The 25373-nt window shown below is 68.1% G+C and carries 23 protein-coding genes and 2 pseudogenes; 14 read left to right on the forward strand and 11 right to left on the reverse strand.

Annotation, left to right across the window (positions count from 1 at the left end):
* Nucleotides 1-50 precede the first annotated feature (50 nt).
* The 6 genes from AAHB17_RS14375 to AAHB17_RS14400 all read right to left on the reverse strand — a co-directional run bounded on the left by AAHB17_RS14375 (nucleotide 51) and on the right by AAHB17_RS14400 (nucleotide 7179).
* On the reverse strand, nucleotides 51-860 hold the full coding sequence (locus tag AAHB17_RS14375; protein WP_342131313.1) for an ABC transporter ATP-binding protein: 810 nt from the start codon (nucleotides 858-860) through the stop codon (nucleotides 51-53).
* A 163-nt stretch (nucleotides 861-1023) separates the two neighbouring features.
* Nucleotides 1024-2361, reverse strand: coding sequence for an ABC transporter substrate-binding protein (locus tag AAHB17_RS14380; protein ID WP_342131314.1), 1338 nt, complete (start codon nucleotides 2359-2361; stop codon nucleotides 1024-1026).
* A 48-nt stretch (nucleotides 2362-2409) separates the two neighbouring features.
* The gene (locus tag AAHB17_RS14385) at nucleotides 2410-3486 is read right to left on the reverse strand and encodes a branched-chain amino acid ABC transporter permease (protein ID WP_342131315.1); all 1077 of its coding nucleotides are present in this window, start codon (nucleotides 3484-3486) and stop codon (nucleotides 2410-2412) included.
* A gap of 12 nt (nucleotides 3487-3498) precedes the next feature.
* Nucleotides 3499-4428: a branched-chain amino acid ABC transporter permease gene (locus AAHB17_RS14390; protein ID WP_342131316.1), complete on the reverse strand. Its 930-nt coding sequence runs from the start codon at nucleotides 4426-4428 to the stop codon at nucleotides 3499-3501.
* 10 nt (nucleotides 4429-4438) lie between these two features.
* Nucleotides 4439-5236: an ABC transporter ATP-binding protein gene (locus tag AAHB17_RS14395; RefSeq protein WP_342131317.1), complete on the reverse strand. Its 798-nt coding sequence runs from the start codon at nucleotides 5234-5236 to the stop codon at nucleotides 4439-4441.
* Nucleotides 5233-7179, reverse strand: coding sequence for an AMP-dependent synthetase/ligase (locus AAHB17_RS14400; RefSeq protein WP_342131318.1), 1947 nt, complete (start codon nucleotides 7177-7179; stop codon nucleotides 5233-5235). Before AAHB17_RS14400 ends, AAHB17_RS14395 begins: the two co-directional genes overlap by 4 nt.
* A 164-nt stretch (nucleotides 7180-7343) precedes the next feature.
* Here AAHB17_RS14400 and AAHB17_RS14405 point away from each other — a divergent pair, with 164 nt between their 5' ends.
* From AAHB17_RS14405 to AAHB17_RS14460, 12 genes and pseudogenes are all read left to right on the forward strand, one after another.
* On the forward strand, nucleotides 7344-8075 hold the full coding sequence (locus tag AAHB17_RS14405; RefSeq protein ID WP_342131319.1) for a Crp/Fnr family transcriptional regulator: 732 nt from the start codon (nucleotides 7344-7346) through the stop codon (nucleotides 8073-8075).
* Between the two features lie 111 nt (nucleotides 8076-8186).
* Nucleotides 8187-9128, forward strand: a complete 942-nt coding sequence (locus tag AAHB17_RS14410) for a DUF4394 domain-containing protein (RefSeq protein ID WP_342131320.1) — start codon at nucleotides 8187-8189, stop codon at nucleotides 9126-9128.
* Nucleotides 9125-9724 carry a methylamine utilization protein gene (locus AAHB17_RS14415; protein ID WP_342131321.1) on the forward strand — a complete coding sequence of 200 codons (600 nt, stop codon included), beginning with the start codon at nucleotides 9125-9127 and terminating at the stop codon, nucleotides 9722-9724. The genes AAHB17_RS14410 and AAHB17_RS14415 overlap by 4 nt, the downstream gene beginning before the upstream one ends.
* A 49-nt stretch (nucleotides 9725-9773) precedes the next feature.
* Nucleotides 9774-12107: a putative bifunctional diguanylate cyclase/phosphodiesterase gene (locus AAHB17_RS14420; RefSeq protein ID WP_342131322.1), complete on the forward strand. Its 2334-nt coding sequence runs from the start codon at nucleotides 9774-9776 to the stop codon at nucleotides 12105-12107.
* 287 nt (nucleotides 12108-12394) lie between these two features.
* A pseudogene (locus tag AAHB17_RS14425) lies at nucleotides 12395-13180 on the forward strand (pseudouridine synthase); the annotation flags it as partial.
* A 5-nt stretch (nucleotides 13181-13185) separates the two neighbouring features.
* Nucleotides 13186-14001 (forward strand): sensor domain-containing diguanylate cyclase, encoded by an 816-nt coding sequence (locus AAHB17_RS14430; protein ID WP_342131324.1) that lies wholly within the window; start codon nucleotides 13186-13188, stop codon nucleotides 13999-14001.
* Between the two features lie 128 nt (nucleotides 14002-14129).
* Entirely contained in the window at nucleotides 14130-16067 is a 1938-nt protein-coding gene (gene htpG, locus AAHB17_RS14435) for a molecular chaperone HtpG (protein WP_342131325.1), read from the forward strand.
* 32 nt (nucleotides 16068-16099) lie between these two features.
* Complete coding sequence (locus AAHB17_RS14440; RefSeq protein ID WP_446719601.1) at nucleotides 16100-16468, forward strand: hypothetical protein; 369 nt, start codon at nucleotides 16100-16102, stop codon at nucleotides 16466-16468.
* A 124-nt stretch (nucleotides 16469-16592) separates the two neighbouring features.
* Nucleotides 16593-18761 carry a protein-disulfide reductase DsbD family protein gene (locus AAHB17_RS14445; protein ID WP_342131326.1) on the forward strand — a complete coding sequence of 723 codons (2169 nt, stop codon included), beginning with the start codon at nucleotides 16593-16595 and terminating at the stop codon, nucleotides 18759-18761.
* A gap of 22 nt (nucleotides 18762-18783) precedes the next feature.
* The gene (locus AAHB17_RS14450) at nucleotides 18784-19398 is read left to right on the forward strand and encodes a thioredoxin family protein (protein ID WP_342131327.1); all 615 of its coding nucleotides are present in this window, start codon (nucleotides 18784-18786) and stop codon (nucleotides 19396-19398) included.
* Between the two features lie 34 nt (nucleotides 19399-19432).
* Nucleotides 19433-19936 (forward strand): CoA-binding protein, encoded by a 504-nt coding sequence (locus tag AAHB17_RS14455; RefSeq protein WP_342131328.1) that lies wholly within the window; start codon nucleotides 19433-19435, stop codon nucleotides 19934-19936.
* Between the two features lie 4 nt (nucleotides 19937-19940).
* Nucleotides 19941-21248 (forward strand): O-acetylhomoserine aminocarboxypropyltransferase/cysteine synthase family protein, encoded by a 1308-nt coding sequence (locus AAHB17_RS14460; protein ID WP_342131329.1) that lies wholly within the window; start codon nucleotides 19941-19943, stop codon nucleotides 21246-21248.
* 4 nt (nucleotides 21249-21252) lie between these two features.
* Here the strand turns inward: AAHB17_RS14460 and AAHB17_RS14465 are convergent, their stop codons facing one another.
* The 4 genes from AAHB17_RS14465 to AAHB17_RS14480 form a co-directional block, all read right to left on the reverse strand.
* Nucleotides 21253-21552 carry an antibiotic biosynthesis monooxygenase gene (locus tag AAHB17_RS14465; RefSeq protein ID WP_342131331.1) on the reverse strand — a complete coding sequence of 100 codons (300 nt, stop codon included), beginning with the start codon at nucleotides 21550-21552 and terminating at the stop codon, nucleotides 21253-21255.
* A 71-nt stretch (nucleotides 21553-21623) separates the two neighbouring features.
* Nucleotides 21624-22280 carry a cold shock and DUF1294 domain-containing protein gene (locus AAHB17_RS14470; protein WP_342131332.1) on the reverse strand — a complete coding sequence of 219 codons (657 nt, stop codon included), beginning with the start codon at nucleotides 22278-22280 and terminating at the stop codon, nucleotides 21624-21626.
* A complete protein-coding gene (locus AAHB17_RS14475; RefSeq protein WP_342131333.1) occupies nucleotides 22264-22464 on the reverse strand; it encodes a hypothetical protein in 201 nt (66 codons plus the stop codon). The genes AAHB17_RS14470 and AAHB17_RS14475 overlap by 17 nt, the downstream gene beginning before the upstream one ends.
* Before the next feature lie 20 nt (nucleotides 22465-22484).
* Nucleotides 22485-22877 carry a VOC family protein gene (locus AAHB17_RS14480; RefSeq protein ID WP_342131334.1) on the reverse strand — a complete coding sequence of 131 codons (393 nt, stop codon included), beginning with the start codon at nucleotides 22875-22877 and terminating at the stop codon, nucleotides 22485-22487.
* Nucleotides 22878-23116: 239 nt separating this feature from the next.
* On the opposite strand from AAHB17_RS14480, the pseudogene AAHB17_RS14485 reads away from it, so the two are divergent.
* Nucleotides 23117-23200: pseudogene (locus AAHB17_RS14485) on the forward strand (transposase); the annotation flags it as partial.
* 73 nt (nucleotides 23201-23273) lie between these two features.
* On the opposite strand, the gene AAHB17_RS14490 reads toward AAHB17_RS14485, so the two are convergent.
* Nucleotides 23274-23600: a hypothetical protein gene (locus AAHB17_RS14490; protein ID WP_342131335.1), complete on the reverse strand. Its 327-nt coding sequence runs from the start codon at nucleotides 23598-23600 to the stop codon at nucleotides 23274-23276.
* A gap of 423 nt (nucleotides 23601-24023) precedes the next feature.
* Between AAHB17_RS14490 and hemE the strand changes: the two genes are divergently transcribed.
* Complete coding sequence (gene hemE, locus AAHB17_RS14495) at nucleotides 24024-25130, forward strand: uroporphyrinogen decarboxylase (protein ID WP_342131336.1); 1107 nt, start codon at nucleotides 24024-24026, stop codon at nucleotides 25128-25130.
* The last annotated feature ends 243 nt before the right edge of the window (nucleotides 25131-25373 follow it).

The raw sequence follows: 25373 nt of genomic DNA on the forward strand, positions 1-25373 counted from the left end.
GATACCAATTCGGGTTGGGTGTGGGGCCACGGGCAAGCGAGGGACGTGGGTCAAGCCAACCAGCGCTTTCTGCGCTTGTAGCTCTTCACATCCTTGAAACTCTTGCGTTCGCCGCCACCCATGCCGAGGTAGAACTCCTTCACGTCCTCGTTGTTGCGCAGGTCGTCGGCGGCACCGTCCATCACGATGCGGCCGCTTTCCATGATGTAGCCGTAGTCGGCGTAGCGCAGCGCCATGTTGGTGTTCTGCTCGGCGATCAGGAAGGTGACCTTCTCCTTGGTGTTGAGGTCCTTCACGATCTCGAACACCTCCTCCACGATCTGCGGCGCCAGGCCCATGGAGGGCTCGTCCAGCAGCACCACGCTGGGGCTGGACATCAGGGCGCGGCCGATGGCGCACATCTGCTGTTCGCCGCCCGAGGTGTAGGCGGCCTGGCTGGTGCGGCGCGTCTTCAGGCGCGGAAAATAGTTGTAGACCTTGTCCAGGTTGGCCGCGATCTCGCCCTTGTCCTTGCGGGTGTAGCTGCCGGTCAGCAGGTTCTCCTCGATGGTCAGGTGGGCGAAGCAGTGCCGGCCCTCCATCACCTGCACCACGCCGCGGTTGACCAGGTCGGCCGGCGACAGGTTCTCGATGCGTTCGCCGCGCAACTCGATGCTGCCCTTGGTCACCTCGCCACGCTCGCCCTTGAGCAGGTTGGAGATGGCGCGCAGCGTGGTGGTCTTGCCCGCGCCGTTGCCGCCCAGGATGGCCGCGATGCTGCCCTGGGGCACGTTGAGGGACACGCCCTTGAGCACCAGGATCACGTGGTTGTAGATGACCTCGATGCCGTTGACGTTGAGAACGATGTTGGGTGTGCTCATGTGAGGACCTTGTGCGAATCGGTGACCAAGCGACAGTGCTGCGCGCAGCACTGTCGGTTGGCGGCCCGCGAGGGCCACTTTTTTCTTTTCTCCCTCCCGCTGGGCGGGAGGGAGGGTGCACAACGGAGGGCAGGCACTGCCAGCCTGATCCGTCGCAGACGGATCAGGACTGGCAGTCGGCGCCCGCCCGGCGGGTCAGCTTCTTCTCGGCGGCGTATTTGTCGGCGGCCACCTTGACCATGGGCTTGATGATCTGCTCATCGGCCTGCATCCAGTCGCTGCTGAATTCCCACTTGCTGCCGTTCCAGGTGTGGATGCGGGCCCAGTTGGCGCCCATGTGGTCCTGGCAGCTGGTGGACACCGGGCGCAGCACGCCCTTGAAGCCCAGCGCGTCGAGCTTGGCCTGGGTCAGGTTCAGGTTTTCATAGCCCCAGCGCGCCTGCTCGCCGGTCACGACCTTGCCCTTGCCATAGCGCTCTTGCGCGGCGCGCACGCCTTCGACGGCGAACATGGCGCTGATCAGGCCTCGCATGTAGAGCACCTCGCCCACTTCGTCCTTGGGGCCGGTGCCCTGACCTTTGTCGTGCAGCTTGGCCAGGACCTCCTTGGCGATGTCGGAACCCTTCTCGGTGCCGTGCTGCATGGTGATGGCGTTGTAGCCCTTGGCGCCTTCGCCGATGTCCTTCACATCGGGTTCGGCGCCGGCCCACCACACGCCATAGATCTTCTCGCGCGGGTAACCGGTGGCCTGGGCCTCTTTCACCAGGGTGGAGTTCATCACGCCCCAGCCCCAGTTGATCACGTAGTCGGGGCGGTCGCGGCGGATCTGCAGCCAGGTGGCCTTCTGTTCCACGCCGGGGTGGGGCACGGGCAGCAGGCTCAGCTGGAAGCCGTGCATGGCGGCGCGCTCCTGCAGCGGCGGAATGGCTTCCTTGCCGAAGGGGCTGTCGTGGTAGACCAGCGCGATCTTCTTGCCCTTGAGCTTGTCCAGGCCGCCTTCCTTCTTGCCCAGGTGCTGGACGATGACGTCGGCCGCGACCCAGTAGGTGCCGGCCAGCGGGAAGTTCCACTTGAACACGCCGCCGTCGGCCGACTCGCTGCGGCCATAGCCGGCGGTGATCAGCGGGATCTTGTCGCCCGGGGCCTTTTCGGTCAGGGCGAAGGTGATGCCGGTGGACAGCGGCTGGAACACGGTGGCGCCGCCGTTCTTGCCCTTGAGGCGCTCGTAGCATTCCACGCCGCGGTCGGTGGCGTAGCCGGTTTCACATTCCTCGAAGGAGACCTTCACGCCGTTGATGCCGCCACGCGCGTTGGTCAGCTTGAGGTAGTCGGCGTAGCCGTTGGCGAAGGGCACGCCATTGGGCGCATAGGCGCCGGTGCGGTAGACCAGCGAGGGGAAGAACTGTTCCTTGGCCTGGGCGAATGCGTTGGTGCCGACCAGGGCGCCAGACAGCGTGGCCGAGGCGACGGCGGCCGCCAGGACGATTTGACGAAGCTTCATGTGTTGTCTCCTAAGGGTGTGGTTGAAGCGAGCGGGGAAAAAACGGAATCAGTGCGGGAAAGGCCACAGGCGCAGCTTTTGTTTGCCTATGCTCCAGAGCTTGGCCAGACCATGGGGTTCGACGATCAGGAACCACACGATCAGGGCGCCGAAGACCATGAATTCGGTGTGCGAGACGGTGGCGGTCGACACCTCCACGCCCACCAGGCTGCCGGCGAAGGGCAGGAACTGGTTCAGGAAGATGGGCAGCACGACGATGAAGGCGGCGCCGAAGAAGCTGCCCATGATGGAGCCCATGCCGCCGATGATGACCATGAACAGCAGCTGGAAGGAGCGGTCCACCGAGAAGGCCGCCGGCTCCCACGAACCCAGGTGCACGAAGCCCCACAGGCCTCCGGCCACGCCGATGATGAACGAGCTGACCGCGAAGGCGCTGAGCTTGGCGTACATGGGGCGGATGCCGATCACCGCCGCGGCCACGTCCATGTCGCGGATGGCCATCCACTCGCGGCCGATGGCCGAGCGCACCAGGTTCTTGGCCAGCAGCGCGAACACCACCAGGAAGGCCAGGCAGAACAGGTATTTTTCCAGCGGCGTGTCGATGACCCAGCCCAGCACCTGCAGGTTGGACACCGACACCGAGCCCGAGGCGTTGCCATGGGTGAACCAGCCGATGCGCAGGAACATCCAGTCGCAGAAGAATTGCGCCGCCAGCGTGGCCACGGCCAGGTACAGGCCCTTGACGCGCAGGCTGGGGATGCCGAAGAACATGCCCACCAGGGTGGCGAAGAAACCGCCCGAGAGCAGGGCCAGGATCACCGGCACGCCCTCGATGCGCACGAAGGTGTTGTAGGCCATGTAGGCGCCCACCGCCATGAAGGCGCCCGAGCCCAGCGAGATCTGCCCGCAGTAGCCCACCAGCACGTTCACGCCCACGGCGGCCAGCGCCAGGATCAGGAAGGGGATGAAGATGGCGCGGAACATGTACTCGTCGGCCAGCAGCGGCACGCCGATGGCGGCGAAGGCGATGAGGGCCAGCACGGCCCAGCGGTCCTGGGCGATCGGGAAGATCTGCTGGTCGGCCGAGTAGGAGGTCTTGAATTGACCGTTTTCGCGATAGAACATGGTTCGGTTTCCTTACACGCGGTCGATGATCTTTTCGCCGAAGAGTCCCTGTGGCCGGAACAGCAGGAAGACCAGGGCCAGCACGTAGGCGAACCAGATCTCGATGCCACCGCCCACCATGGGGCCGATGTAGACCTCGGAGAGCTTCTCGCCGACGCCGATGATCAGGCCGCCGAGGATGGCGCCGGGCACGGACGTCAGGCCACCGAGGATGATCACCGGCAGCGCGCGCAGCGCCACCGTGGTGAGCGAGAACTGCACGCCCAGCTTGGAGCCCCAGATCATGCCGGCCACCAGGGCCACCACGCCGGCCACGCACCAGACGATGACCCAGATGCGGTTGAGCGGGATGCCGATGGATTGCGCGGCCTGGTGGTCGTCCGCCACCGCGCGCAGCGCCCGGCCGGTGCTGGTCTTCTGGAAGAACAGCGACAGCAGCACCACCAGCACGGCGGCGATCAGCGCGGCGTAGAGGTCTTCCTTGTTGATCAGGATGCCGCCCTCGAACACGGAGTCGAGCACGAAGATCGGGTCCTTGGGCATGCCGATGTTGATGCGGTAGATGTCGCTGCCAAAGATGGTCTGGCCGGCGCCGTCGAGGAAATAGGTGATGCCCAGCGTGGCCATCAGCAGCGTGGCGGCCTCCTGGTTGACCAGGTGGCGCAGCACCAGTCGCTCCACCAGCCACGCCACCACGAACATGCAGGCGCCGGCGACGATGAAGGCCAGCACGTTGGCCAGCACCAGGCTGTCGGTGCCCAGCCACTTCGGAATCCATTCCGAGAAGCGGGCCATGGCCAGCGCGGCGAACAGCACCATCGCGCCCTGGGCGAAGTTGAACACGCCCGAGGCCTTGAAGATGAGCACGAAGCCCAGCGCCACCAGCGAATACAGCATGCCGGCCATCAGGCCGCCGAGGAGGGTTTCTAGAAAAAATGCCATGGCCGTTCTTTCAGTGTGAAGTGCCGAGGTAGGCGCTGATCACGTCCTCGTTGTTGCGGACTTCGTCGGGGGTGCCGTCGCCGATCTTCTTGCCGTAGTCCAGCACCACCACGCGGTCGCTGATGTCCATCACCACGCCCATGTCGTGTTCGATCAGCACGACGGTGGTGCCGAACTCGTCGTTGATGTCGAGCACGAAGCGGCACATGTCCTGTTTTTCTTCCACGTTCATGCCGGCCATGGGTTCGTCCAGCAGCAGCACCTGCGGCTCCATGGCCAGGGCGCGGCCCAGGTCGACCCGTTTCTGCAGGCCGTAGGGCAACTGGCCCACGGGGGTCTTGCGGTGCGCCTGGATTTCCAGGAAGTCGATGATGTGCTCGACGAACTCGCGGTGCCTGACCTCTTCCTTTTCGGCGCCGCCAAAGCCGAAGGGGTTGCGCAAGGCCTGGCTGAACAGGTTGCTCTTGATGCGCAGGTTGCGCCCGGTCATGATGTTGTCGATCACGCTCATGCCCTTGAACAGCGCCAGGTTCTGGAAGGTGCGCGCGATGCCCATCTCCGCGACCTGGCGGCTGTTCATGTGCTTGAAGGTCTGGCCGCGGAAGGTGATGGCGCCCTGCTGCGGCTGGTAGACGCCGTTGATGCAGTTGAGCATGGAGCTCTTGCCCGCGCCGTTCGGTCCGATGATGGCGCGGATCTCGTGCTCGCGCACGTTGAACGAGATGTCGGTCAGCGCCTTGACGCCGCCGAAGCTGAGGGAAATGTTGCTGACGTCCAGGATGACGTCGCCGATCTTCTTCTGGGTCATGCTGCGGCCTTCACGGGGGCAAAAGTCTTGGCGTCGGCGATCTTCAGCGTGGCGCTGACCTTGCCGCTGCGGCCGTCCTCGAACTTGACCGCGGTCTCGATGTACTGCTCGGTCTTGCCGCCGTAGAGCGCGTCCACCAGCGCGCCGTACTTGTCGCCGATGAAGCCGCGGCGGACCTTGTTGGTGCGGGTCAGCTCGCCATCGTCGGCGTCGAGCTCCTTGTGCAGCACCAGGAAGCGGCTGATCTGGCTGCCGGCCAGCAGGGCGTCGCGGCTGAGGTCGGCGTTGACTTTTTCCACGCAGTCGCGGATCAGCTCGTAGACCTCGGGTTTCTGCGCCAGGTCGGTGTAGCCGGCATAGGGCAGGTTGCGGCGCTCGGCCCAGTTGCCCACGGCATCGAAGTCGATGTTGATCATCACGCAGACCTTTTCGCGCTTGTCGCCGAAGGCCACCACCTCCTTGATGTGCGAGAAGAACTTGAGCTTGTTCTCCACGTACTTGGGCGCGAACATGGCGCCGTCGTTGGGGCCGCCCAGGATGCGGCCCACGTCCTTGACGCGGTCGATGATCTTGAGGTGGCCGGAGGCGTCGATGAAGCCGGCGTCGCTGGTGTGGTACCAGCCGTCGGCGGTCAGCACCTCGGCGGTGGCGGCCTCGTTCTTGTAGTAGCCCTTGAGCAGGCCGGGCGACTTGACCAGGATTTCGCCCGACTCGGACAGCTTGATCTCCACGCCCTCGCAGGGCACGCCCACGGTGTCGGCGCGGGCTTCGTGGTCGGGTTGCAGGCACACGAACACGGCGGTCTCGGTCGAGCCGTAGAGCTGTTTGAGGTTGATGCCGATGGAGCGGTAGAAGGTGAACAGGTCGGGGCCGATGGCCTCGCCGGCGGTGTAGGCCACCCGCACGCGCGAGAAGCCCAGGGTGTTGCGCAGCGGGCCGTAGACCAGCACGTTGCCCAGGGCGTAGAGCAGGCGGTCGCTGCCCGACACCGGCTGACCGTCCATCAGCGCCGGCCCGACGCGGCGCGCCACGTCCATGAAGTAATGGAACAGCCGGCGCTTGGGCGCGCTGGCGTCCTCCATGCGGATCATCACGCTGGTCAGCAGGCCTTCGAACACGCGCGGCGGCGCGAAGTAGTAGGTCGGACCCACTTCCTTGAGGTCGATGGTCACCGTGCTGGACGACTCGGGGCAGTTCACCACGTAGCCGGCGGCCAGCCACTGCGCGTAGCTGAAGATGTTCTGGCCGATCCAGGCCGGCGGCAGGTAGGCCAGCACCTCGTCGCGCTCGGTCAGCTTGTCGAACTGGGCGCCCACGTGGGCGCGGTTGAGCAGCGAGTCGTGGGTGTGCACCACGCCCTTGGGGTTGCCGGTCGTGCCCGAGGTGAAGAACATCGCGGCCACGTCCTCAGGCCGGGCCTGGTCCACCTCGGCCTGGAAAAAACCAGGGTGCTGGCGCGCGAACACCTCGCCGGCTGCCACCAGTTCGGCCAGGCCACCCAGGCCGGCGTCGGTGTAGTTGCGCAGGCCGCGTGGGTCGTCGTAGTAGATGTGGCTCAACTGCGGGCAACGGTCGCGGATCTCCAGCATCTTGTCGACCTGCTCCTGGTCCTCCACCACGCAGAAGCGCACCTCGGCGTTGTTGATGGGGAACACACATTCGGCGCCCACCGCGTCCTGGTACAGCGGCACCGGAATGGCGCCCAGCGATTGCGCGGCCAGCATGGTGGCGTACAGGCGCGGGCGGTTGGCGCCGATCACCACCATGTGTTCGCCGCGCTTGAGCCCGGCCTGGTGCAGGCCGCAGGCGACGTGCCTGACCAGCGCCACCATCTGGGCCCAGCTGGTGGTCTGCCAGATGCCGTATTCCTTCTCGCGCATGGCCGGTGCGTCGGGCCGACGCGCCGCATGGGCCAGCAGCAGTTGGGGGAAGGTGCTCCGCATGTTGTCTCCTGTGGATGCCGTGGACGAACTCACAATGTCTGACCTTGGCGTGGCGCGAATGGTAGGCAAGCATTTGACGCCATGTTGTCATTGCGACGACAATTGAGGGTCTGCCCGCCTAGGACTTTCCCTATGAACCGCGTCAGTTTTCCGACAGGAACGGCATGAGCACCGGCGTTCCTTCCCTGCGCCAGCGGGCCCGGCCCGCGAGCGCGCGCGAGCTCGACGAAATCCCCTGGATACACAACCTGGAGCCGGCCGGCCGCCGCCGCGCCGAGGCCGAGATCGTGGTGTCCGAGGCCGTGCCCGGCGACTACATCTGTCGCGTCGGCCGCCCGGTGACCTACTGGTTCGGCCTCATCGACGGTCTGCTCAAGATGAGCAACGACGACTCGCAGGGGCCGGTCATGACCTTCACCGGCGTGGCGCCGGGCGGCTGGTTCGGCGAAGGCACGGCGCTCAAGCGCGAGAAATACCGCTACAACATCCAGGCGCTGCGCAAGAGCGTGGTGGCCGGCCTGCCGGTGGAAAGTTTCCACTGGTTGCTGGACAACTCCATTGGTTTCAACCGCTTTGTCATGCGCCAACTCAACGAGCGCCTGGGTCAGTTCATCGCCGCGCGCGAAATCGACCGCATCAGCAACCCCGACGTGCGGGTGGCGCGCAGCCTGGCGGCGCTGTTCAACCCCGAGCTCTACCCCGGCGTGGGGCACATGCTGCGCATCACCCAGCAGGAACTGGCCTACCTGGTCGGCCTGTCGCGCCAGCGCGTCAACGAGGCCTTGTCCACCTTGCAGGCGCTGAACGCCATCCGCATCGAATACGGCGGCGTGCGGGTGCTGGACCTGCAGGCGTTGCGGGGGGTGTCCAGCGCGCAGGACCTGCAACGGCCCTGAACCTCCCCCCGGGCCTGTTTCCGTGTACAGTTTCTTTGACATTTCCAGGCGCCGTCCGCCGCGCCCCGGTCCGGGCCGGCGACCCGGTCCCTTTCATCCACCGAGACACCCATGACACCCTTCGCCATGCCTCTCCTGCCGCGCGCCCGCTGGGTCAGCCTGGTGCTGGTGTCCGCGCTGGCCGCCTGCGGCGCCGTGCCGTCGCCGTCCACCGTGCCCTATGGCGCCCCGACCTCGGGCGAGCCGGCGGGCGCACCGGCCAAGGAAGTGGTCTGGGCGGTGACGGCCGACCACCAACTGATCCACTTCAACGCGGGCCAGCCTCAGCGCGTGCTGCAGCGCCGGCCGGTCACCGGCCTGGCCGCTGGCGACGCCCTGGTGGGCATCGACTTCCGCGTCGCACGCGGTGTGCTCTACGCCTTGTCGCGCGCCGGCCGCCTCTACACGCTGGACACCGCCAGCGGCGCCCTCAAGCCGGTGGGCGATGCGCCGGCCGCGCTGCCGTTGTCGGGCACCGCCTTCGGCGTTGACTTCAACCCGGTGGCCGATCGCGTGCGCGTGGTCAGCGACAGTGGGCAGAACCTGCGCTTGCACCCCGACACCGGCGCGGTGGTCGACTTCGACCCCAACACCCCCGGCCTGCAGCCCGACCCCGCCCTGGCCTACGCGCCGGGCGACGCGCATGCCGGCAAACCCCCCCAGGTGGTGGGCGCCGCCTACACCTACAACAAGCGCGACGACAAGCTGACCAGCAACTACGCCATCGACCGCGCGCTGGGCGTGCTGGTCACCCAGGGTTCGGTCGAAGGCGCGTCGCCGGTGGTCTCGCCCAACACCGGGCGCCTGTCCACGGTCGGGCCGCTGGGCCTGGGCCCGCTGTTCGACGCCAGTTTCGACATTGCCGACATCAACAACCAGGCCTATGCCGCGCTGCGCACACCGGGCGACGCCCGCACGCGGCTCTACCGCATCGACCTGGGCAGCGGGCGCGCGCAGCTGATGGGCACCGTGGGCGATGGCGCGCCCCTGCGTGGCATGGCGATCGAGCCATGACCCGAACCTGGCCCGCCCTGGCGTGGTTGTGCTGGGGTGCCCTGGCCCAGGCCGCCACCTTGCAGGTGACGGTGCGCGACGAACAAGGCCGGCCCCTGCCCGAAGCCGTGGTGTTTCTCGAGTCGCCCGAGGCCGCCCGCGCCGCCAAGCCGCTGTCGGGGGTGGAAATGGCGCAGAAGGACAAGACCTTCGTGCCCGAAGCCGTGGTGGTCACCCGCGGCACCTCGGTGCAGTTCCCCAACCGCGACACCGTGCGCCACCATGTCTACTCCTTCTCGCCGGCCAAACGTTTCGAGCTCAAGCTCTACATCGGCACGCCGGCCAACCCGGTGAGCTTCGACCAGGCCGGCGTGGTGGTGCTGGGCTGCAACATCCACGACGAAATGATCGGCTGGATCCTGGTGGTGGACACGCCCTATTTCGGCCGATCCACTGGCAACGGGCAGGTGCGCCTGAACGACGTGCCGGAGGGCAGCTACCGCCTGAGGGTCTGGCACAGCCGCCTGCCGGTGGGCGCGCCGGCGCTCGACCTGCCGCAGCGGCTGGAGGCCGCCGGCGCGTCCACGACCGTCACCTTGCGGGGGTTGACGCCGTGAGCGGCCTCCGGCGCGGGGGGGCTGTGTCTTGAGCGGTTGGCGCGACCGCGTGCGCGACCTGCCCCTGTCCACGCGCACCGTGGTGGTCATGCTGCTGCTGCTGCTGCTGGTGCAGGCGGTGGGTTTTGTGATCGTGCGCGCCACGGTGGAGTCGCAGGCGCGCCAGGCCATCGCCGGCAACCTGCAGGTGGGCGAGCGTGTGTGGCTGCGCCTGTTGGAGCAGAACGCCGACCGCCTTCGCCAGGCTTCCTCGGTGCTGGCGGCCGACTTCGGCTTCCGCTCGGCGGTGGGCACCGGCGACAAGGCCACCATCCAGTCGGCGCTGCAGAACAGCGGCAGCCGCATCGGCGCGGCCGTCACCGCGCTGCTGGACCCGGGCGCGCAGGCGCTGGTGGCCAGTGGCACGGCCGATGGCGGCATGGCCGACGAGGCGCTGCTGCGGGTTGGGGCCGATCTGGCCCGCGACCGTGGGCGCAACCGCATCGCCCGCATCAACCGCGTGCCCTACCAGTTCGTCATGGTGCCGGTGCGCGCGCCGGCCATCATTGGCTGGGTGCTGATGGGTTTTCCCATCGACCAGGCCCTGGCCGACGACCTGTTCCGCCTGTCCTCCGTGCACGTTGCCGTGCTCTCGGGCACCGAGGCGCAGCGGCTCGGCATGGTGGTCAGCACCCTGAGCGGGCACGAGCCGGAACTGGCCGAGGTGTCGCGCTCCATGGCCCCCGACGTGGTGCTGGGGCGCGACACCTACGTGGTGCGCCACGTCGAGCTCGACACCTCCGGCGGCGTGGTGCGCACCGTGCTCATGCGTTCGGTGGTGGACGCGGTGGAGCCCTATGTTCAGCTTCAGCTGTTGCTGGCCTTGGTCGCGGCCGGCGGCGTGGTCCTGTTCGCGGCGGGCAGCGGCCTGGTCATGCGGCGTGTCACCCAGCCGCTCAAGACCCTGACCGAGGCCACCACCGCGCTGCAGCAGGGCAACTACGCGGCCGACCTGGGCAACATGGCGCGGGGCGACGAGGTGGGCCAGCTCGCGCGCGGTTTCGACCGCATGCGCACCAGCCTGGCCGAGCAGCGCCGTGAGATCCTGCAGTTGGCCTACTGGGACCGCCTGACCGGCCTGCCCAACCGCGAGCGTTTCCGCGAGGCGCTGGTGCACGCCATCGAGGACAGCCGTGGCAGTGCCAAGCCGCTGGCCGTGATCACCCTCAACGTCGACCGCTTCAAGCACGTCAACGACGTGCTGGGCTACGCCTTCGGCGACGAACTGCTCAAGGCCGTGGCCGAGCGCCTCAAGCAGCAGGTCTACCGCGAAGGCGACCTGGTGGCACGCCTGGGGGGCGACGAGTTCGCCATCCTGCTATCGCGCACCGACGCCCAGGGCGCGGTGATGTTGACCGAGCGTGTGGCGCGCGCCTTCGAGCTGCCGCTGGCCTTCGACGAACAGACGGTGGACCTGAGCGCCAGCATGGGCGTGGCCTGCTGGCCTGGCGACGCCGACGAGCCCGACCTGCTGATGAGCCGGTCCGAGATCGCGATGCACGCGGCCAAGAGCAAGACCGCTGGCGTGCTGCTGTATTCGCCCTCGCTCGACTCGGCCAGCACCCAGACCCTGTCGCTGCTGACCGACCTGCGCCACGCCTTGCAGCACAACGAGCTGCGCCTGTTCCTGCAGCCCAAGCTCGACACCGCCAGCGAACGGGTGGTGGCGGCCGAGGCCCTGGTGCGCTGGCAGCACCCGCAGCGTGGCCTGGTGCCGCCGCTGCAGTTCATCCCGTTCGCGGAGCAGACCGGCTTCGTGCGCCAGCTCACCCTGTGGATGTTCGAGGAGGCGGCGCGGCACTGGGCGGCGCTGCAGCCGGCGCAGGGCCTGCTGCGCATCGCCATCAACCTGTCCACCCGCGACCTGCTGGACCAGGACTTCCCGCTGCGCCTGGCCGCGCTGCTGCGCCAGTACGGGGTCTTGTCCAGCGGCTTCTGCCTGGAGATCACCGAAAGCGCCATCATGGACGACCCGCAGCGCGCCGAGGCCACGCTCAACAAGCTGGCGGCGCAAGGCTTCAAGCTGTCCATCGACGATTTCGGCACCGGCTACTCCAGCCTGGCCTACCTCAAGCGCCTGCCGGTCAACGAGCTCAAGATCGACAAATCCTTCGTGATGGGCATGGAGGCCGACGAGAGCGACGCCAAGATCGTGCGCTCCACCATCGACCTGGCCCACAACCTGGGGCTCAGCGTGGTGGCCGAAGGGGTGGAGAACGCCGCCGTCCTGGGCCTGCTGCGCGAACTGGGCTGCGACGAGGTGCAGGGCTATTTCGTCAGCAAGCCCCTGCCGGCGGTCGAGTTCAACGGCTGGCGCGCCCGCTGGGAGAGCCGCGCGGCGTGAGCGGGCGCCCGCGAGCCACCCCCGGCGCATAATTCGCCGCCATGCCCAAGCCTCCGCCCCCCATGACGCGCCGCGATGCGCCCCCGGCGCCCGCGCCCGCGCGTCCGCGCCTGTCGCTGTCCAAACCCGCGGCCAAGGCGCCCGCGCCTCGGCGCCCCGGGCCGCCGCCCGGCCCGCGCCAGGCGCCACCGCCACGGCCGCCCAGCGGCATCCGTTCCACCCTGCAGTCCGCCGCCCAGGCGCCCGCCCAGGCCCGCCCGCGTGCGCCGGTGGCGCCCCGCGATGACGGCTTGATCCGCCTCAACAAGCGCATGGCCGACCTCGGCCTGTGCTCGCGCCGCGAAGCCGACGAGTGGATCTCGCGCGGCTGGGTGCGGGTCAACGGCCAGCCGGCCGTGATGGGCCAGCCGGTGGCGCCCGACGCGCGGGTCGAGGTGCTGCCCCAGGCGCAGCACCAGCAGGAGTCGCGCGTCACCATCCTGCTGCACAAGCCGGTGGGCTACGTGAGCGGCCTGCCCGAGGATGGCCACGAATCCGCCGCCGTGCTGGTGTCGCCGCGCAGCCACTGGGCGGACGACCGCAGCCCGCGCCGCTTCGAGGCCTGGCACACCCGTGGCCTGGCGCCGGCCGGCCGGCTGGACATCGACTCCACCGGCCTGCTGGTGCTGACCCAGGACGGCCGCGTGGCGCGCACCCTGATCGGCGAGGATTCGGGTGTGGAGAAGGAATACCTGGTGCGGGTGCACTACATCGGCGACGCGCCCGACGCCCATCCCCAGGCCCCGCTGGCCACCCAGAACGTGCAGGCTGCCCTGCCCGCCGGGCAGCTGGCGCGCCTGCGCCACGGCCTGAGCCTGGACGGCCAGGCGCTCAAGCCGGCGCAGGTGGACTGGCAAAACCCCGAGCAGTTGCGTTTTGTGCTGACCGAGGGCAAGAAGCGCCAGATCCGCCGCATGTGCGAGCAGGTGGGCCTGCACGTGGTGGGCCTCAAGCGCATCCGCATCGGCCGCGTGGTGCTGGGCAACCTGCCCGTGGGCCAGTGGCGCTACCTGGGCGCCGACGAGCGTTTCTGATTTCCATGGACAGACCCGACCGACCCGACCCCCTGGACGACCTGGCCTGGCTGGCCACGCAGCTCTGTGGTGTGTCCCATGCCTTCGTGGGCCTGACCGGTGGCAGCGGCACCGGTCAGGCGTTTTGCGACGCGGCGATGGCGCAGCCCGAGGATGTTCTGGTGTGGCCCGACGCCCGCGCCGACGCCCGTTTCGCCGGCCACCCGCTGCTGGCAGGCGAGCGCCCGGTGCGTTTCGTGGCCGCCGCGCCGCTGCGCCGCGCCGGTGGGCCGCCGCTGGGTGCCCTGTGTGTCACCGACACGCAGGTGCGCGAGCTGTCCGCCGATCAGCGCCGTGCCCTGGCGGTGCTGGCCGATCAGGCCGTGGCCCAGCTGACCCTGCGGCGCCGGCCGCCCGAGGGCGCGGCGCTGGAGCATTGCCTGGCGCAGGAGTGGGCGCGCCACGCGCGCCGCAGCGAATCGCTGGCCACGCTGGTGATCGCGGTCGAAGGTGGCGGTGCCGAGGCCGACGACACCGTGCACCGGCTGGTGGGTGAGGCCTTGCGCACCAGCGACCACGTGGCGCCCCTGGGCGGGGCGCGGCTGGCGGCGGTGTTGCCCGGCTGTGGCCTGGGCACGGCCATGACCGCCGCCCAGCGCGTGCGCCAGGCGGTGGAACGCCATGGCTGGGGCGACGTGCCGGTCACGCTCAGCCTGGGCGTGGCTGCCATGCTGCCCGCACCCGGCGGCGACCCCACGCAGCTGCGGGCGCGCGCCGAACACGCGCTGCAACTCGCCCAGCGCCAGGGCCGCAACCGCGTCGCCGCCTTTTCGGGTTGGTAGGGGTGGACCACCCCCGCGCCGGCCTGGTGGCCGTGACCCCCTCCGGGGGTAAACCTCCGCGGACCTCTTGAATTGCGTGTTGGCGCCCCCATGTCTGACCCGTTGTTTTTGGCTTTTCTTTCCCCATCATGAGCAAACACACCCATTCCTTCCAGGCCGAAGTGGCCCAGTTGCTGCACCTGGTCACCCATTCGCTGTACTCCAACAAGGAAATCTTCCTGCGCGAGCTGGTGTCCAACGCGTCGGACGCCTGCGACAAGCTGCGTTTCGAGGCGCTCAACGACGCCGGGCTGTATGAAGACGCGCCCAACCTGGAGCTGCGGGTGGCCTTCGACAAGGACGCCAAGACGCTGACCATCACCGACAACGGCATCGGCATGAGCGAGGCCGAGGCCATCGACCACCTGGGCACGATCGCCAAGAGCGGCACCAAGGACTTCATGAGCCGCCTGAGCGGTGACCAGAAGAAGGACGCCCAGCTGATCGGCCAGTTCGGCGTCGGTTTCTATTCCGGCTTCATCGTGGCCGACAAGATCACCGTCGAATCGCGCCGCGCCGGCCTGCCCGCCGAACAGGGCGTGCGCTGGGTCAGCGGTGGCACGGGCGACTTCGAGACCGAGACTATTCACCGCGCCGCGCGTGGCACCAGCGTCACGCTGCACCTGCGCGAGGACGCCACCGAGTACCTGAGCCATTGGAAGCTCAAGCAGATCATTGGCAAGTACTCCGACCACATCAGCCTGCCCATCCTCATGCAGAAGGAAGACTGGGACCAGGAAAAAGGCGAATACGTCCAGAAGGACGAGTGGGAGGCGGTCAACTCGGCCAGCGCCCTGTGGACCCGCGCCAAGAAGGACATCAGCGACGAGCAGTACGCCGACTTCTACAAGCACCTGAGCTACGACAGCGAGGCGCCGCTGGCCTGGAGCCACAACCGCGTGGAAGGCAGCAGCGAGTACACCCAGCTGCTCTACATCCCGGGCAAGGCGCCCCACGACCTCTGGAACCGCGACCGCAAGGCCGGCATCAAGCTCTACGTCAAGCGGGTCTTCATCATGGACGAGGCCGAGGCCCTGATGCCGGCCTACCTGCGCTGGGTCAAGGGCGTGGTCGACTCGGCCGACCTGCCGCTCAACGTCAGCCGCGAGCTGCTGCAGGAAAGCCGCGACGTGCGCGCCATCCGCGAGGGCAACACCCGCCGCGTGCTGGCCATGCTGGAAGACCTGGCCAAGAAGGACAAGCTGCCCGAGGCGGCCGAGTCCGCCGACGGCGTGACCGACGTGGTGTCCGAGGACGACAAGGCCCAGGCCGGCAAGTACAGCCGGTTCTACGCCGAGTTCGGCTCGGTGCTCAAGGAAGGCCTGGGCGAGGACTTCGCCAACCGCGACAAGATCGCCAAGCTGCTGCGCTTCGCCAGCACGGCGTCGGACGCGGTGGCCGTGTCGCTGGCCGACTACAAGGCCCGCATGAAGGACGGCCAGGCGGCCATCTACTACATCACCGCCGACAACCTGGCCGCGGCCAAGCACAGTCCGCAGCTGGAGGTGTTCCGCAAGAAGGGCATCGAGGTGCTGCTGATGACCGACCGCGTGGACGAGTGGGCGCTGTCGCACCTGCACGAGTTCGACGGCACGCCGCTGCAGAGCGTGGCCAAGGGCGCGGTCGACCTCGGCACGCTGCAGGACGAGGAAGAGAAGAAGGCCGCCGAAGCCGCCGCCGAGGCCTTCAAGCCGCTGCTGGACAAGCTCAAGGAGAGCCTCAAGGACAAGGCCAAGGACGTGCGCGTGACCACCCGCCTGGTCGACTCGCCGGCCTGCCTGGTGGTGGAAGACGGCGACGTCTCCAACCAGCTCGCGCGCATGCTCAAGGCCGCCGGCCAGCAGGCGCCGCTGTCCAAGCCCATCCTGGAAGTGAACGCCGAACACGCGCTGGTGAAAAAGCTCGACGGCTCGGCCCACTTCGACGACCTGGCCCACATCCTGTTCGACCAGGCCCTGCTGGCCGAAGGGGGCTTGCCGGAAGACCCGGCGGCCTACGTCAAGCGGGTCAACGCCCTGCTGGTATGACCCGGGCCCGCATGGCGCGTACAGTGGGCGCCATGCGCACCCCTTTGCCTTCCTGGTCCCTGGCTGGTTTTGCTGTCGCCACGGCCCTCACCGTCAGCGGCTGCGGTTCGCTGGGCGTCGGCGTGGGCTTCAGCGTGCCCGTGCTGCCGGGCGTGTCGATCGGCGTCGGGTTGGGCAGCGGCGGCGTGGGTGCCGGCGTCACGGCCGGCGCGGGCCCGGTGGGTGTGGGTGTCGGTGTCCACCAGAACGGTCAGGTGACCGGCGGGGTGGGCGTGGGTGCCAGCACGCCGCTGGGCCACAGCGGCGTGAACGCCGGGGTGGGCGTGGGCGCCGGTACCGTGCTGTACGACCCCGACGAAAAGCGGCGCGAGGCGCAGCCGGCGCCGGTGCCGGTGCGTTGAGCCGGTGGCCGCCGTCCGGGCGGCGCTGGTTCACAATCCGTTCCGGGCACGCGGGCGGAACTTTGCCCGGGCTGCCTTCTCAGACTGTGCGCCCCCGCACAGCCGCCCCCACCCGCCTGATCCCATGACCGCTTTCCTGTTTTCCCTGCTGGCCCTGGCCGGTGCCCTGCTGGGGGCGCCCGCCGCGGCCCAGTCCGCCAGCGCCGTGGTGCGCACCGAGCAGGTGCAGGCCGAACTGCTGGCCCACGCGCCCGAGGGCGTGGCCCCGGGCAAGCCGCTGTGGCTGGGGTTGAAAATCCAGCACGCCCCCCACTGGCACACCTACTGGAAGAACCCGGGCGACTCGGGCCTGCCGACCACGTTCGAGTGGAAGCTGCCGGTCGGCGTCGCGGCCGGCGACATCGCCTGGCCCACGCCCAAGAAATTCCCCATCGGCCACCTGGCCAACTACGGCTACGAGGGCACGCTGCTGCTGCCGGTGCCGCTGACCGTCTCGCCCGGCTTCCAGGGCCGCGAGCTGGAGGTCAAGCTCGACGCCGCCTGGCTGGTCTGCCGCAAGGAATGTATTCCCGAGGAGGGCAGCTTCACCCTGCGCCTGCCCGTGGGCGCCGCCACCGCCACCGCCACCCAGGCCTTCCGCGATGCGGCCGAACGCGCGCCCCGCGCGCTGGCGGCCAAGGACAGCCACGTGGTCCCCGGCGACAAGACGCTGGCCGTCACCGTGAGCAGCCTGCCGCCCGACTGGGTGGGCCAGACGCTGGAGTTTTTTCCCGAAACCGGCGCCGTCATCGAGCCTGGCGCGAAGTGGACACAACGCTGGGACGGCGGCACCTGGCGGGCCGAGATCCCCCTGTCGGCCCAGCGCGCCGACAGCCCGGCGCTGATGCCGGTGGTGCTGGCCCGCACCGGCGACATGGCGCCCGGCGAAAACACCCTGGGCGGCCTGCGGGTGGAGCTGCCGGCACGCGGCGCCTGGCCGGCGCTGGCCGCGCTGCCGGGCGACGGCGGCGTGTCCCCCGCGCTGCAGGCCGCGCTGGACGCCAACGCCGCCCGCGCGGCGGCCGCGCCACCGGCGGGCGGTTCGGCCTTGAGCCTGGGCCTGGCGCTGCTGGGGGCCCTGGTCGGCGGCCTGCTGCTCAACCTCATGCCCTGCGTGTTCCCGGTGCTGGCCATCAAGGTGCTGGCCTTCGCCCAGCACGCCGATGACCGGCGTGGCCACCGGCTCGCCGGCCTGGCCTACACGGCCGGCGTGGTGCTGTCCTTCGTGGCGCTGGGCGCCCTGCTGGTGGGCCTGCGCGCCGCCGGTGAGCAGATCGGCTGGGGTTTCCAGCTGCAGAACCCGGCCGTGGTGGCCGGCCTGGCGCTGCTGTTCACCCTGATCGGCCTCAACCTCGCCGGGCTGTTCGAATTCAAGCAACTGGTGCCAGGCTCGCTGGCCATGCTGCAATTGCGCCACCCCATGGCCGACGCTTTCCTGACCGGCGTGCTGGCCGTGGCCATCGCCTCGCCGTGCACCGCACCCTTCATGGGCGCCTCGCTCGGGCTGGCGGTGGGCCTGCCCACGTTGCAGGCCCTGGCCGTGTTCGCCGCCATGGGCCTGGGGCTGGCCCTGCCTTATTTGGCGGCCAGCCTGTGGCCGGCGGTGGCGCGCGCGCTGCCGCGCCCCGGCCCATGGATGAACACCCTGCGCCAGTTCATGGCCTTCCCCATGCTGGCCACCGTGGTCTGGCTGCTCTGGGTGCTGGGCCAGCAGACCGGCACCGACGGCCTGGCCGCCGCGCTGGCCCTGCTGGTGGCGCTGGCCCTGGTGCTGTGGGCCTGGGGCCGGCAGGGGCGCACGCGTCAGGTGCTGGGCACCCTGTCGCTGGCCGGCCTGGTCGCGCTGGCCTGGGGCCTGGGGCCACAGGTCACGCGCCTGGCGCCGCTGGACACGGGCAGCGTGGCCGCCGACGCCTCGGGCTGGCAGGCCTGGTCGCCCGCGCGCATGGCGCAGTGGCAGGCCGAGGGCAAGCCGGTGTTCGTGGACTACACCGCCGCCTGGTGCGTGACCTGCCAGTTCAACAAGAAAACCGTGCTGACCGACGCCGGCCTGCTGGGCGAGATGCGCACGCGTGGCGTGGTGCTGGCCCGCGCCGACTGGACCCGCCGCGACCCGGCCGTGACCCAGGCCCTGAGCGCGCTCGGCCGCAACGGCGTGCCGGTCTACGCCATCTACCGCGCCGGCGCCGCGCCGGTCGTCCTGTCCGAGCTGCTGAGCGTCAACGAGGTGCGCTCGGCGCTGGCCCGTTTGTGATCCACCCCGACAGGAGAGCCCCATGCGACGACGTTTCCTGACCCTGGCCATCGCCGCCACCGTGCTCGCGGCATGGGGTGCCCACGCCGCCACCGTGGGCCAGCCGGCGCCCGATTTCAGTCTCACCGACGTCCACGGCAAGACCGTGCGCCTGAGCGACTTCAAGGGCCAGCACGTGGTGCTGGAGTGGAACAACCCCGGCTGCCCCTTCGTGCGCAAGCACTACCAGGGCAACCTGCAGGCGCTGCAAAAGGAGTTCACCGCCCGGGGCGTGGTCTGGCTGGCCATCAACTCGACCGAGGACGCCAGCACCGATTTCAGAACGCCGCCCCAGCTGGCGCGCTGGATGGCCGAGAAGCAGGCCGCGCCCACGGCGGTGCTGATGGACGAGGACGGCGTGGTGGGTCGGGCCTACAACGCGCGCGTCACGCCCCACATGTACATCGTCAACCCGCAGGGCCGGCTGGCCTACGCGGGCGCCATCGACAGCGTGCCGTCGGCACGGGTGGGCGACATCGACCGCGCCACCAACTTCGTGCGCCAGGGGCTCAACGAAGCGCTGGCGGGCAAGCCGATATCGGTCGCGCAGAACCAGGCCTACGGCTGCAGCATCAAGTACAAGCCGGCGGCGGGCTGACATGCCCCGGGCCATGGCTGCGTACACTGCGGCCATGAGCGACATCCAAACCCTCAGGAACGTGCTGGCCCAATGCCGCACCCTCGCGGTGGTGGGCCTTTCGCCCCAGTGGCACCGGCCCAGCTTCTTCGCGGCCAAGTACATGCAAAGCCACGGCTACCGCATCGTGCCGGTCAACCCCATCGTGGCCCGCGAGGGCGGCGAGATACTGGGCGAGCGCTGCTTTGCCAGCGTGACGGAGGCCGCCGCCGCGCTGGCGGTGCAGGGCCTCAGGATCGACATGGTGGACTGCTTCCGCAAGAGCGAGGACATTCCGCCCATCGTCGACGAGGCCATCGCCATCGGCGCCCACTGCCTGTGGCTGCAGCTGGGCATACGCAACGAGGCGGTGGCCGCGCAAGCCCGCGCCGCCGGCCTCACGGTGATCGAGGACCGCTGCGTCAAGATCGAGCACGCCCGGCTGTTCGGCGGCCTCAACTGGGCCGGCGTCAACACCCGCGTGATTTCGGCCAAGCGGCCCCACGTTCTTCCCTACTGATCCCATGGCTCAAGACCGCGACTACGGCTTCGGCACCCGCGCCATCCACGCCGGCGCCATCCCCGACCCGGTGACCGGCGCGCGCGCCACGCCCATCCACCAGACCACCAGCTTCGTCTTCGACAGCGCCGAACACGCGTCCAGCCTGTTCAACCTGCAGACCTTCGGCAACGTCTACAGCCGCATCAGCAACCCCACCGTGGCGGTGCTGGAAGAGCGCGTGGCCAGCCTGGAGGGCGGACGCGCCGCGCTGGCCTGCGCCAGCGGCATGGCCGCGCAGATGACGGCCCTGCTGGCCATCCTCAAGGCGGGCGACCACATCGTGGCCGCCTCCACCCTCTACGGCGGCTCGGTCGGCCAGCTGGGGCTGGGTTTCGAGCGGCTGGGCATACACACCACCTTTGTCGACCCGGCCGACCCCGACAACTTCCGCCGCGCCATGCGGCCCAACACCCGCGCCGTCTACGGCGAGACCCTGGGCAACCCGCTGGTCAACGTGTTCGATATCGAGGCGGTGGCGCAGGTGGCGCACGGGCACGGCGTGCCCCTGGTGATCGACAACACCGTGGCCTCGCCCTACCTGTGCAACCCCTTCGCCTTCGGCGCCGACATCGTGGTGCACAGCGCCACCAAATACCTCGGCGGCCACGGCACCACCATGGCCGGCGTGGTGGTGGAGTCGGGCAAGTTCGACTGGGGCAACGGCCTGTTCCCCGACATGGTCGAGCCCAGCCGGGCTTACCACGGCGTCAAGTTCTACGAGACCTTTGGCGACTTCGGCTACACCATGAAGGCGCGTCTGGAGGTCAACCGCACCTTCGGCGCCGTGTTGTCGCCGCTCAACGCCTGGCTCATCCTGCAGGGCATCGAAACCCTGCACCTGCGCATGCAAGCGCACTGCCGCAACGCGCTGCGCGTGGCCGAGTACCTGCGCGAACACCCGCTGGTGGCCTGGGTCAACTACCCCGGCCTGAGCGACTCGCCCCACCACGCGCTGGCGAAGAAGCAGTTCCGCGCCGTCGACGGCGGCCCCGGCTGCTCGGGCATCCTCACCTTCGGCATCCGCGCCGACGACCCGGCGCGCGCTGGTGAACGCTTCATCGACGCCTGCGAATTCCTGAGCCACCTGGCCAACATCGGCGACGCCAAGACCCTGGTCATCCACCCCGCCTCCACCACCCACCGGCAGTTGAGCGAAGAAGAACTGAAAAAGGCCGGCGTCGGGCCCGACATGGTCCGCCTGAGCGTGGGCATCGAGGACGTGGAGGACATCCTCTGGGACATCGATCAGGCCTTGCGGCGGGCGGTGTGAGTCCTCAAGGCCGCAACTGCAGCACCGCCTCGCCCGACACCGGATCGGTCACGCCCAGGCCGTTGCCCAGGTCTTCCAGCAGGGGCCGCAGGCGGTCCAGGTTGCCGATCATGGCGGGGCGGGCGTCGATGAGGCTTTGTTGGCTGTCCCACTCGCCGATCACGCAATAGGTGCTCTCGCCCGTCTTCACCAGCGAGAACTGGCGCAGCCCGGGCAGATCGGCCTTCATGGTCCGGTGGATGTCGACGAACTCGACCTCGCGGCCAGGCTTCAAGCGGAAACGCACGACGTTGAATGCGGTCATATGGCCTCCTGATTGGGGCACATAGTGTGGCGCTGTTTGTCGTGGGCGTCTATGGTGCGGTGGCGGGCCACTCAGCGGCCTGCAAGCGTGCCCGGCAGTCCGGCGTGCCAAGCCACAAACGCCACCACATTGAAGCCCACCGTCGCCCAGAACGCGGCCACGAAAGACGGCTTGGTTGTCTTGTGGCGCAGCAGCTGCTGCGCGAGCAGGCCACCGGGCCAGCCACCCACCAGATCGAGCGCGTGCAGCGTCTGTTCCGAGGTGCGCCAGTCCCGACGCACAGCGGCCGACTTGTCGAACACATAGGCGAAGAAGGACAGGGCGCTGGCGCCGCCATAGATCAGCGCCACCACCGGTTGAAAACCCCAGCGCCAGAACACACCGCCCGCCAAGGCAACAAAGGCCGGAATGGCCAGCAGGCGCGGCAAGGACCACGAGGCCGGGGCCTCGACACGCGTGTTGGTGGCTGGGCGCGCGCGCACCGCGAACCGCACTCCCGTCGCCCGCTTCTTGCCATTGGGCCCCACCTCCACGCGGAAGCTGAGCACCTGGCCCACCTGCGGCCGGCCCGTGCCCGGCGGAAACGCCTTGATGTGCACAAAAATGTCTTGCCCGCCCTGCGCGGGCGTGATGAACCCAAACCCCCGGTCGTCGTGCCAGGTGGTCAGGGTGCCGTCGATGGACATGGGGGCGTGCGATGCGCGCACGCCGTCACTTGCGTGCCGCATCCGCTTCCTTCCTGTACGTGTCGTAAGGCGTATTCGCGTCTTTCAGGCACCGGTCGCGCGCGGCGGTGTCGGCTTGCTTCAGGCACTCAGCCCGCTGGCTGCTGCGGCCGGCCGCGTAGAACTGTTCCGTGGAGCAGGCGAGCAGCAACACGGTGCTGAGGGCGAGTGTGAGGGTGGTGCGCATGGGCGTTGTGGGTGAGCCAGTTACTCGGGTTGATGGCAGGCGACGCAGAGCTTGTTGCCATCGGGGTCGCGAAAGTACGCGCCGTAATAGTGGGCGTGGTACTGCGGGCGCAGGCCCGGCGGGCCCTCGCAGGTGCCACCGCTGGCCAAGGCCAGGGCGTGAACGGCATCCACCTGCCGCCGCGACGCCGCCAGAAAAGCCACCATCTGGCCATTGCCCGGCTGGTGGGCTTGCTGATCGTGTGGGCGGCCGATGAGAAACAACGGCCGGGGATCGGGTGCCGATTGCCAGCCCGCCCATGGGCGGCTGTCTTCTTGAAAGCGGAACTGGATGCCCAGGGCGTCAAGCACCGGTTTGTAGAACGCCAGTGCGCGCTCGAAATCGGTGATGCCGACCATGATGTGGGAGAACATGGGTCATACCTCCAGTGCGTATCTCGCGTTGCCGTTGGCTGCTGCGTGTGGTGACTCGGGGGTGTGGATTCCATGTCGGCACGGGACATTCACCTCCCACAACAGATGCCGGATAGACGACTGCAGGTGCTCTACCCATTGGTTCCCAATCGATCACGCTCTTGCTGTTGAGGGGGAGTGGGCTGCTGCCGGTTTCACAGACACCTTGTTCAGGTGGAAGATGAAACCGGAGGTGGTCTATGGAGAGAAGAAGGACATTCAGCCGAAAGTTCAAGCTCGAGGCGGTCAAGCTGGTCACCGAGCGTGGCGTGGCTGTGGCCCAAGGGCCTTGCCGGTGGAGGTCCGCTCGAGTGGTTAGGCGTCATTAATCTCGCGACCACGCTTGTGCTTCCACGGTTAGGTTGAAGTGTCCCTGAAATCGCTCTCTGTCCAGCCGTTACGCCGCTGGAGCATTGGCTTGTAGTGAAGATTGAGATCGCGAACCTCCCGCAAGAATGCTTCAGGAACAGAGGTTGCCTCGTTCCATTCGTTCGCAGGGTCGAATTTCAACCGAATGGATTTGTGCTTTGCCTCGTACTCCCAGAACTCTCGCTCGTCGCGCTCCTCTTGAAGGCGCAGCGCTTTTCGCGTGGCAAGTTCCTGGCGCACGATCTTCGTGAGTTGAAACGCACCGAAGGCAGCCAGACCTAGGATTGCGACCAAGAGGAGAGTGGCAACGTTCATTTCTCTGGCGGGATTTTGGGCTTTGTGGGTCGCACGCGCTTTCGAGCAGTGACTTTGACGCCTGACTAGAAATAGACAACAACCCGCAGCTTGCTTGAGGTCGAACAAAAAGGCGCTGTGTGCGCACCCACTCTTGCGCTGCGGTCAGATCGGCGGGTTTTAGGCAAACCAAAAAATTCCCGGATGCGCAGCCTGTCGGCGTGAAGGGATGGTTCGTCTCGCATGGGGCGTTGTTGTGGTCTGTGATGCAAGTTGAGGCGTGCGAGTTGGGTTCGCCAAGCGCGGTGGATTCAACGGTTGGCATCGTTTCTATCACATGGGTTCGTTGCCCGCCACCTTTGTGTCTCGGCGTCATGGTGGCCCCTCCCGCCCACCCCGGATAATCCCCCCTTCTCCCAGACTTCCCCCAAGCGGACCCGCCCGATGACTTTCGCCCCCCTGCAAAACGACACCTTCCTGCGCGCCTGCCTGCGCCAGGCCACCGATCACACGCCGCTGTGGCTGATGCGCCAGGCCGGTCGCTACCTGCCGGAGTACCGTGCCACGCGCGCGCAGGCTGGCAGTTTCATGGGGCTGGCCACGAACGTGGACTACGCGACCGAGGTGACGCTGCAGCCGCTGGAGCGTTACCCGCTGGACGCGGCCATCCTGTTCTCTGACATCCTGACCGTGCCGGATGCCATGGGCCTGGGCTTGACGTTTGCCTTGGGCGAGGGGCCGAAGTTTGCCAAGAACGTGCGCGACGAGGCGGCGGTCAAGGCGCTGGCCGTGCCCGACATGGAGAAGCTGCGCTACGTGTTCGACGCCGTCACCAGCATCCGCAAGGCCTTGAACGGCCGGGTGCCGCTGATCGGTTTTTCGGGCAGCCCCTGGACGCTGGCCTGCTACATGGTCGAGGGCGGCGGCTCGGACGATTACCGCGCCGTCAAGACCTTGATGTACCAGCGCCCCGACATCATGCACCAGATGCTGGCCATCAACGCCGACGCGGTGGCGCTGTACCTCAACACGCAGATCGATGCCGGCGCGCAGGCCGTGATGGTGTTCGACAGCTGGGGCGGCGTGCTGGCCGATGGCAATTTCCAGGACTTCAGCCTGGCCTACACGCGCCGCGTGCTGGCCCAGCTCAAGCGTACCGGGGTGGACGGACAGGTGGTGCCGCGCATCGTTTTCACCAAGGGCGGGGGGCTGTGGCTGGACGACATGAAGCCGCTGGACTGCGAGGTGCTGGGCCTGGACTGGACGGTCAACCTGGGCGCCGCGCGGGCCCAGGTGGGCAGCGGGGCCGGCGCCAAGGCGCTGCAGGGCAACCTCGACCCCAATGTGTTGTTCGCCAATGCGGCCCAGATCGAGGCCGAGGCCGAGCGCGTGCTGCGCAGCTTTGGCGCGCCACACACCGACAAGGGCAGCACCGGCCCCACCCACATCTTCAACCTGGGCCACGGCATCAGCCAGTTCACGCCGCCCGAGAGCGTGGCCGTGCTGGTGGAGGCGGTGCACCGCATTTCGCGCCAGATGCGTGCGGCTTGACGGGTTTCGCGCGACCGCGCATAGCACAAAAATCGGCCGTTTTGGAGACTTGACAACCCGACTTATGCACACTTTCGATGTTGCGGCGCGGCATGGTTTCAACTTGTAAGCGCTACAAATTTCATCCCGTGCAAAACGTCTAAGTGGTTGATTTATATGGGTTTTGAAAGTTGCTTTTTTTCCGGGCAATCCAACAAAAGCCTTGATTTTCAAGGCCTTCCGTCCGCATTCAGGCAACTATCA

This window comes from Hydrogenophaga sp. OTU3427 (genome assembly GCF_038440225.1).
Classification (GTDB): domain Bacteria; phylum Pseudomonadota; class Gammaproteobacteria; order Burkholderiales; family Burkholderiaceae_C; genus Hydrogenophaga.